Here is an 8398-nt window from a genome sequence, read left to right as displayed (position 1 = left end):
GGGGGGGGGGGGGTGCGCCCGGGGCGCGGCTCCGGGGGGGTCACCGCGCCCCCGCGTCCCCCCGGCACGGCGGGGGGGGGGCCGGGGGGGGCGCGCCCCCCCGCCCCCCCCAGAAGGGACGCTAGACCAGGCCGATCAACTGACCGGCTCGACGCTCTCGCCCGGGGGCCTACCGCTCACCCGTTCGGACTCAAGGGCGCTCTGGAGGATCACCACGGCGGCTGCCTGGTCGACCACCGAGCGGCCCTTCTTCGACTTCACGCCGGAGGCGCGCAGCCCGTGGGTCGCGGTGACGGTGGACATCCGCTCGTCGACCAGCCGGACCGGCACCGGGGCGAGCCGTGCGGCCAGCCGCCCCGCGTACAACCGGACCTTGGCCGCCGCAGGCCCCTCCTTGCCGCTGAGCGAGCGGGGCAGGCCGACGATCACCTCCACCGCGTCGTACTCCTCGACGATGGCGGCGATCCGCGCCTGGGAGCGGCCCCCGGCGGGGACCGTCTCCACGGGCGTGGCGATCATCCCGTCGGGATCGCAGGACGCGACCCCGATCCTGGCGTCGCCCACGTCGACGGCGATCCGCCGGCCGCGGCGCCAGGCCGGGCGCTCGCTGAGCTGCTCGTCCATCAGGAGGCGCGCTCCGCGACCAGGCCGCGCACCGCGGCGATGGCCTCGTCCACGGCGGCCGGGTTGGTGCCGCCGCCCTGGGCCACGTCGTCCTTGCCGCCACCGCCGCCGCCGAGGGTCTTGGCGGCGATCCGGACCAGCTCGCCGGCCTTGACGCCACGCGAGCGGGCGACCTCGTTGGTGGCGATGACGGTCAGCGGGCGGTCGTTCGCCACCGTGAAGGCGGCGACCACGGCCGGACGCGAGCCGAGCCGGGCCCGGACGTCCAGCACCAGCTTGCGCAGGTCGTCGGCGCCGGTGCCGTCGGCCACCCGGGCCGCGACCACCGAGACGCCGGCTACGTCCTGCGCGGCGTCGGCCAGGCCTGCGGCCGCGGCGAGGACCTTCTCGGCGCGGAAGCGCTCGATCTCCTTCTCCGCGTCCTTCAGCTTGGCGAGCATGCCGGAGATCTTCTCCGGCAGCTCCTCCGGGCGGCCCTTGACCAGCTCGGTGAGCTGGGAGACCACGGTGTGCTCCTTGGCCAGGAACTTGTACGCGTCCACGCCGACCAGCGCCTCGACGCGGCGCACACCGGCGCCGATCGAGGCCTCGCCGAGCAGCTTCACCAGGCCCAGCTGGGAGGTGTTGCCGACATGCGTGCCACCGCACAGCTCCTTGGAGAAGTCGCCGATGGTGACGACCCGCACCGCGTCGCCGTACTTCTCGCCGAACATCGCGATGGCGCCGGCCTTACGGGCCTGGTCCATCGTCATGACCTCGGCGGTGACGTCCAGCTCACGGACCAGCACCTCGTTGATCTTCTGCTCGACGTCGACCAGCACACTGCCGGGCACGGCGGCGGGCGAGCCGAAGTCGAAGCGGAAGCGGCCCGGGGCGTTCTCCGAACCGGCCTGGGCGGCCGTGGGGCCGAGCGCGTCACGCAGCGCCTGGTGGGTCAGGTGGGTGGCGGAGTGCGCGCGGGCGATGGCCCGGCGGCGCTCCAGGTCGATCTGGGTGAAGGCGCCGGCACCGACCAGCACCTCACCGACCACGACCCGGCCCTTGTGCACGACCACGCCGGGCACCGGGGTCTGGACGTCGCGGACCTCGACCACCGCGCCGGAGTCCAGCCGGATCCGGCCCTGGTCGGCGAGCTGACCGCCGCCCTCGGCGTAGAACGGGGTGCGGTCCAGCACCAGCTCGATGTCGTCGCCCTCGTGCGCGGCCGGGGCCGGCACGCCGTCGACCAGCAGGCCGACCACGGTGGCCTCACCGTGCGACTCGGTGTAGCCGGTGAAGACGGTCGAGCCCGACTTGTCGGCGACCGCGCGGTAGGCCGAGACGTCCGCGTGGCCGTGCTTCTTGGCCCGGGCGTCGGCCTTGGCGCGGTCCCGCTGCTCCTTCATCAGGCTGCGGAAGCCGTCCTCGTCCACCGAGAGGCCCTGCTCGGCGGCCATCTCCAGGGTGAGGTCGATCGGGAAGCCGTAGGTGTCGTGCAGCTGGAAGGCCTTGTCACCGGCGATCACCGAGGAGCCGGCCGACCTGGTCTCGGCGACGGCCGTGTCGAGGATCGTGGTGCCGCTGCGCAGCGTCTGGAGGAAGGAGGCCTCCTCGGCGACGATGACGCTCTCGATCCGGTTCTTCTCGGTGAACAGCTCCGGGTACTGCGGGCCCATCGCGTCGATCGTCACGTCGGTGAGCGACTTGGCGACCGGCTCGGTGGCGCCCAGCAGGCGCATGTTGCGGATCGCGCGGCGCAGGATGCGGCGCAGCACGTAGCCGCGGCCCTCGTTACCGGGGGTGACGCCGTCGGCGACCAGCATCACCGAGGTGCGGATGTGGTCGGAGACCACGCGCAGCGAGACGTCGGTCTTCTCGCCGGCGCCGTAGCGGTGGCCGGTGAGCTCGGCGGCGCGGCCGAGGATCATGCGGGTGGTGTCGATCTCGAAGAGGTTGTCGACGCCCTGCAGGATGGTGGCCAGGCGCTCCAGGCCGAGACCGGTGTCGATGTTCTGGTTCGGCAGGTCGCCCAGGATCGGGAAGTCGTCCTTGCCGGTGCCGGCGCCGCGCTCGTACTGCATGAAGACCAGGTTCCAGATCTCCATGTAGCGCTCGCCGTTGACGGCCGGGCCGCCCTCCTCGCCGTAGGCGGGGCCGCGGTCGTAGTTGATCTCCGAGCACGGGCCGCAGGGGCCGGGGACGCCCATCGACCAGAAGTTGTCGGCCTTGCCCAGGCGCTGGATGCGCTCGGAGGGGACGCCGATCTTGTCCCGCCAGATCTTCTCGGCCTCGTCGTCGTCCTGGTAGACGGTGATCCAGAGCTTCTCCGGCTCCAGGCCGTAGCCGCCCTCGGCGACGGGGGTGGTCAGCAGCTCCCAGGCATAGGTGATCGCCCCCTCCTTGAAGTAGTCGCCGAAGGAGAAGTTGCCGCACATCTGGAAGAACGTGCCGTGGCGGGTGGTCTTGCCGACCTCTTCGATGTCCGGGGTGCGGACGCACTTCTGCACGCTGGTGGCGCGGCTGAAGGTGGGCTTGACCTCACCGAGGAAGTACGGCTTGAAGGGCACCATGCCGGCGTTGACCAGCAGCAGGGTGGGGTCGTCGGCGACCAGGGACGCCGACGGAACGACGGTGTGTCCGCGCTCCTCGAAGAAGCGCAGCCAGCGGCGGCGGATCTCTGCCGACTCCATTAGTGGTCCTTCCGGTTGCTGCCCCGCGGCGGTAGCGCGCGGCGGGGCGTCTGTTCGATGGCTGGCGGGGTGGTACGGGCACTGCTGGGCGAGGGCAGGGCGACGGCCGGGCTTCCGGGCGCCGCCGAGATAGCTCGGTACTGGGGCTCGGCGCTGAGTGCGCGGCGGCGCCGGGGCGGCTCGACGACGGCGGTGCCGTCCAGGCCGAGGTCCGCGCGCAGCTCCTCCTCGCGCTCGGCCATGCCCGCCCTCACGTCCTGGGCGAAGCGCTTGGCCGCGTCGCCCAGGTGCAGTGCGCCACGGGCTGCGGTGCCGGAGAGGCTGTCGGGGGTGAGCCGGTGCACGGCCTCGTTGGCCTTGTTCATGGCCCAGACGGTGGCGCCGGCGCCGACCGCCATCCAGAAGATGCGTCGTACCATCGCCGTCAGCCCCTCACCGCGCGCCGCACCCGGGAGAGCAGACCGCCACGCGGCGCGGACTGGGCCCGGACCTCGGCCCGGATCATCCGGGCCAGCGCCTCGCGCTCGCTCGGCTGCTGCGGCAGTGCCGGGGCCCCGCCCTGCTTGGCGACGGCCTTGCGCACGCCGTAGCTGAACGCGGCCATCTTGACCAGGGGGCCGCCCAGGGTGGCGGCGACGGTGGAGGAGAGCGCGTTGGCGTTGGCCGCGGCGTCCTGCACGTTGGCGGTGATCTCGTCGACCCGCTCCAGCTGCTCGTTGGCGCCGCGTACGGCGGTGCCGGCGTCGACCAGCAGCGGCACGGCCTGCTCGGTGACGGCGGAGACCAGCACGGTGGCCTCCTTCAGCACGCGTGAGAGCCGTACCAGGACGACGGCGAGCAGCGTGACCAGGACCGCCCAGAACACGGCGACCAACAGGCCGGCCAGCTCTCCCACGGACACCTTGTGCGCTCCTCGCCTAGCAGCTTCCTCAGGAGGGAACCCTATCGTGACCCCGGCCGATTCCTGGACCGGGTTATCGGCGGCGCACCGGCGCGAGCAGCGGCGGGGCCGGCCGCGCCGCGCGTAACCTACCCGTCGGTCACCTCGTTGGGCGGGTGAGCCGGCCGATGGCGGCCCTGACGGAGTTTCGGGACCGGGACAGGAGCGGCGGTTGTCCGGCGAGAGGGCATCAGCGGCACAGTGGGGCAGCACGGCGGGCCGGCTCCCGGCGGAGGTCACCAGCTTCGTCGGCCGCCAGGAGGAACTGGCCGCGCTCGCGCTGCTGCTGGAGCGCTCGCGGCTGGTGACGGTGACCGGCCCCGGCGGGGTCGGCAAGAGCCGGCTGGCCGTGCGCGCGGCCGCGCTCGCCGCGGGCGGCCTCCCGGGCGGCGCCTGGCTGGCCGAGGTCGCCGGGGTGCAGGATCCGCTGCTGCTGGGCCATGCCGTGCTGGAGGCGCTGCGGCTGACGGACTCCACCGCACGGCCCCCGCTGGACGTCCTGGTGGAGCAGCTGGCCGATCGTGAGCTGCTGCTGGTGCTGGACGGCTGTGAGCATCTGGTCGACGCCTGTGCCGAGTTGGTGGACACCCTGCTGCGGGCCACCCCCGGGCTGCGGGTGCTGGCGACCAGCCGGGAGGCACTGCGGTCCGCGGGCGAGCACCTGCTGACGCTCTCCCCGCTGCCGGCCGGCCCCGGCGCCCGCCCGGACGCGGTGCTGCTCTTCGCCGACCGGGCCACCGCGGTGCTCCCCGAGTTCACGCTGACCCCCGCGAACACCCTCGACATCGCCCAGCTCTGCCGGCGCCTGGACGGCATCCCGCTGGCGGCGGAGCTGGCCGCCGGGCGGCTGCGGGCGCTCTCCATCGAGCAGATCTCCGCCCGGCTGGACGACCGCTTCCGGCTGCTGACCGGCGGCTCGCGAAGCGCGCTCCCGCGTCACCGGACGCTGCGGACGACCATCGGCTGGAGTCACGAACTCTGTAGTCGCCGGGGTGCAGGACGAGCCGGGCGTGGACTGCGACCTGGTGGAGGCCCGGGTGCTGCAGGGTGCGGCGCACCGGATCTGGCGGGCGGTGGGCAAGCCCTTCTTCGGCTCGCGGACGTTCAACGGCCCGCACCTGGAGTGCGAGGCGCGGGCCCGCGCCGGACTGACCGAGCAGGAGTTCGCCGAGGCCTTCGAGCGCGGCGCCCGGCTGGACCTGGACGCGGCGGTCCTCCGGGCGCTGGGCGGGGAGGGGCGGCCCGGCGGCGGCCCGCTGCCGCGCCCCCCGCCGACGCCGACGCCTGCCCCGGCGCCCGCGCCGGTCGGCGGCTGAGCGGCGGGCCCAGCCGAGCAGCGGGCAGGCGTCGACGCCGGAATAGTTGAAGATTGTCCATTGCTGTGGTGGGCAGCACCGGAAAGGAGCACCTGCCGTGACCACCACCTACCGCGGCGCCGAGGAGTACACCCGCGCGCAGCTCTTCTTCGACTCCAAGGCCTACGCCGACGCGGCCCGCATCCTGGAGCCCGTGGTGGCCGGGGAGCCGGCCAACCTCTCGGCGCGCCTGCTGCTCGCCCGCAGCCTCTACCACTCCGCCCAGCTCTCCCGGGCCGCCGCCGAGCTGCACCGGGTGCTGGCGCAGGACCCGGCCGAGGACTACGCCCGGCTGATGCTCGGCCGCACCCTCCAGCGCCAGGGCCGGCACGCCGCGGCGCAGGGCCAGCTGCGGCTGGCCGCCGCGATGACCGGCACCGCCGAGCGGTAGCACCGGCGGCGCCCGCCGCCCGCCGCCCCCAACGACGACGAGCCCCCGCCGCCTCGAAAGGCTGCGGGGGCTCGCCGGTACACACTGGTACCGCTCGCGGGTCAGCGCGAGTAGTACTCGACGACCAGCTGCTCGTCGCAGATCACCGGGATCTCCTTGCGCTGCGGCGCACGGTCCAGGCGGAAGGCCAGGGCCTTCAGGTTGACCTCGAGGTACTTCGGGGTCTGACCCTCACCCGCGTAGCCGCCCTCGCGAGCGACCAGGAACGGGCCCTTCTCCTTGCTGCGCTCGCGCACAGTCACGACGAAGCCGGGCTTGAGCTGGAACGAGGGCTTGTTGACCTTGTGGCCGTTGACCTCGATGTGGCCGTGAACGACCATCTGGCGGGCCTGGTAGATGGTCCGGGCGATGCCCGAACGCAGCACCAGCGAGTCGAGGCGGACCTCGAGGTCGGCGACGAGCGCCTCACCGGTCTTGCCCTCGGCCTTCTTCGCGCGGTCGAACGCGCGGGCCATCTGGGTCTCGCTCAGGTCGTACTGCGCGCGCAGACGCTGCTTCTCGAGCAGACGGACCTTGTAGTCCGAGTTCTGCTTGCGGCCACGGCCGTGCTGGCCGGGCGGGTACGGGCGGGCCTCGAAGTACTTGACGGACTTCGGGGTCAGCGGGATACCCAGTGCGCGGGCAATCTTGACCTTGGGACGCTTCTGGTTCGCCATGAACCAAACCTTCCTTGCTTTGCGAATACGGCTTTCACCAGGTGTTGACGGAGGTCGCCTCTCGCGACCCGGAGAATAACCACCCGCGCGGGGTGGTCAGCCGCTCTCCGGAGCCGGGCACGTGCGTGCTTGCACACGAGTGGCCCACCGCCGCGAGGTGGTGGGCTGCCCGCGACACCGAAACGGTGCGCGACGCTCCTGGAGGCCCTGGAAGGAGCCTCGGGCCAATGCCCCGCTGGTGTGGCCGGCCGGTCGAGGTCTCCCTCGCCGCCCAACCCGGGACATGGCACTTCGAGCGAGTATACCCGCCGTTCACTCGCCCGGTTGCCGCTGCCCCTTCAGTCGGCCCCTGGTCCACTCCACCACGTCCGCGTAGCGGGCCTCACCGCCGTGCCTGGTCGGCCGGTAGTACTCCCGGCCGTGCACCGAGTCCGGCGCGTACTGCTGCGCCGCGATGCCGCCCGGAAGGTCGTGCGGGTACTGGTACCCCTGGCCGTGGCCGAGCCTGCCCGCGCCGCCGTAGTGCGCGTCCCGCAGGTGCGGCGGCACCGCGCCGGCCAGCCCCTGCCGCACGTCCGCCAGCGCCGCGTCGATCGCCAGGTACGCGGCGTTGGACTTCGGGGCCAGGGCGAGCGCGATGGCCGCCTGGGACAGGATGATCCGCGCCTCGGGGAAGCCGATCAGCGCCACCGCCTGGGCCGCGGCCACCGCCGTGGTCAGGGCGGTCGGGTCGGCCAGGCCGATGTCCTCGCTGGCGGAGATCATCAGGCGGCGGGCGATGAAGCGCGGATCCTCCCCCGCCTCGATCATCCGGGCCAGGTAGTGCAGCGTGGCGTCCACGTCGCTGCCCCGGATCGACTTGATCAGCGCGCTGGCGACGTCGTAGTGCTGGTCGCCGTCCTTGTCGTAGCGGACGGCCGCCTGGTTCACCGCCGTCTCGGTGGTGGCGAGGGTGATCGCGGGCTCGCCCTTCTCCAGCGCCGCGCCGGCCGCCGCCTCCAGCGTGGTCAGCGCCCGCCGGGCGTCCCCGCCGGCGAGGCGCACCAGATGGTCCTCGGCCTCGGCATCGAGCTCCAGTGCGCCCGCCAGGCCCCGTTCGTCGGCCACCGCGCGGTGCAGCAGCGCCCTGATGTCCTCGTCGGTCAGCGATTCGAGGGTGAGCAGCAGCGAGCGCGACAGCAACGGGGAGATCACCGAGAAGTACGGGTTCTCCGTGGTCGCCGCGATCAGGGTGACCCAGCGGTTCTCCACGGCCGGCAGCAGCGAGTCCTGCTGGGCCTTGGAGAACCGGTGGATCTCGTCCAGGAAGAGCACCGTCTCCTTGCCGCTCATCCCGACCGCCCGGCGGGCTCCGTCGATGACGGCGCGCACCTCCTTGACCCCGGCGGTGATCGCGGAGAGCTCGACGAAGCGACCCTCGACGGCCTGGCTGATCACGTGCGCCAGCGTGGTCTTGCCGGTGCCCGGCGGGCCCCAGAGGATCACCGAGCTCGTCGCCGCGGGGCCCCGGGAGGCTCCCACCAGCCGACGCAGCGGAGATCCGTCCTTCAGCAGCTGGCGCTGCCCGGCCACCTCGTCCAGGGTGCGCGGGCGCATCCGCACCGCCAGCGGGGCCCGGCCGGGCTCCCTGGCCTGGCGTTCCTCGGCGGCTGCGGTGAAGAGGTCCGGTTCGTCCACACCGGAAGCCTATGCGAGGGCACCGA

7 protein-coding genes and 1 pseudogene are annotated in these 8398 nt (G+C 73.2%); 2 read left to right on the top strand and 6 right to left on the bottom strand.

All coding sequences use genetic code 11. The features are described from left to right. Nucleotides 1-135: 135 nt before the first annotated feature. The 4 genes from ruvX to ACIBH3_RS31275 are packed head-to-tail and all read right to left on the bottom strand — an operon-like array spanning nt 136 to nt 4194. Complete coding sequence (gene ruvX / locus ACIBH3_RS31290) at nt 136-624, bottom strand: Holliday junction resolvase RuvX (RefSeq protein WP_396315479.1); 489 nt, start codon at nt 622-624, stop codon at nt 136-138. Then, on the bottom strand, nt 624-3293 hold the full coding sequence (gene alaS / locus ACIBH3_RS31285; RefSeq protein ID WP_396315478.1) for an alanine--tRNA ligase: 2670 nt from the start codon (nt 3291-3293) through the stop codon (nt 624-626). Before alaS ends, ruvX begins: the two co-directional genes overlap by 1 nt. Beyond that, nucleotides 3293-3712: a DUF6167 family protein gene (locus tag ACIBH3_RS31280; protein ID WP_396315477.1), complete on the bottom strand. Its 420-nt coding sequence runs from the start codon at nt 3710-3712 to the stop codon at nt 3293-3295. Before ACIBH3_RS31280 ends, alaS begins: the two co-directional genes overlap by 1 nt. A gap of 5 nt (nt 3713-3717) precedes the next feature. Beyond that, nucleotides 3718-4194 carry a DUF948 domain-containing protein gene (locus ACIBH3_RS31275; RefSeq protein WP_396315476.1) on the bottom strand — a complete coding sequence of 159 codons (477 nt, stop codon included), beginning with the start codon at nt 4192-4194 and terminating at the stop codon, nt 3718-3720. Between the two features lie 211 nt (nt 4195-4405). On the opposite strand from ACIBH3_RS31275, the pseudogene ACIBH3_RS31270 reads away from it, so the two are divergent. Both ACIBH3_RS31270 and ACIBH3_RS31265 read left to right on the top strand, forming a co-directional pair. After that, nucleotides 4406-5218: pseudogene (locus tag ACIBH3_RS31270) on the top strand (ATP-binding protein); the annotation flags it as partial. 428 nt (nt 5219-5646) lie between these two features. After that, complete coding sequence (locus ACIBH3_RS31265) at nt 5647-5979, top strand: tetratricopeptide repeat protein (protein WP_396315475.1); 333 nt, start codon at nt 5647-5649, stop codon at nt 5977-5979. A 101-nt stretch (nt 5980-6080) separates the two neighbouring features. Here ACIBH3_RS31265 and rpsD read toward each other — a convergent pair whose 3' ends face one another. Beyond that, a complete protein-coding gene (gene rpsD / locus ACIBH3_RS31260) occupies nt 6081-6695 on the bottom strand; it encodes a 30S ribosomal protein S4 (protein WP_396315474.1) in 615 nt (204 codons plus the stop codon). Nucleotides 6696-7007: 312 nt separating this feature from the next. Then, nucleotides 7008-8372 carry a replication-associated recombination protein A gene (locus ACIBH3_RS31255; RefSeq protein ID WP_396315473.1) on the bottom strand — a complete coding sequence of 455 codons (1365 nt, stop codon included), beginning with the start codon at nt 8370-8372 and terminating at the stop codon, nt 7008-7010. Nucleotides 8373-8398: the final 26 nt, after the last annotated feature.

This window comes from Kitasatospora sp. NPDC050543, from assembly GCF_044457565.1.
In the GTDB taxonomy this organism is placed as follows: Bacteria; Actinomycetota; Actinomycetes; order Streptomycetales; family Streptomycetaceae; genus Kitasatospora.
The sequence above is the reverse complement of the archived record's forward strand: the minus strand, read 5'-3'. Positions and strand labels throughout refer to the sequence as shown.

Bases quoted from the DNA above. Each gene is read 5' to 3' on its own strand.
- ruvX (WP_396315479.1), bottom strand. From the start codon at position 624: ATGGACGAGCAGCTCAGCGAGCGCCCGGCCTGGCGCCGCGGCCGGCGG.
- alaS (WP_396315478.1), bottom strand. From the start codon at position 3,293: ATGGAGTCGGCAGAGATCCGCCGCCGCTGGCTGCGCTTCTTCGAGGAG.
- ACIBH3_RS31280 (WP_396315477.1), bottom strand. From the start codon at position 3,712: ATGGTACGACGCATCTTCTGGATGGCGGTCGGCGCCGGCGCCACCGTC.
- rpsD (WP_396315474.1), bottom strand. From the start codon at position 6,695: ATGGCGAACCAGAAGCGTCCCAAGGTCAAGATTGCCCGCGCACTGGGT.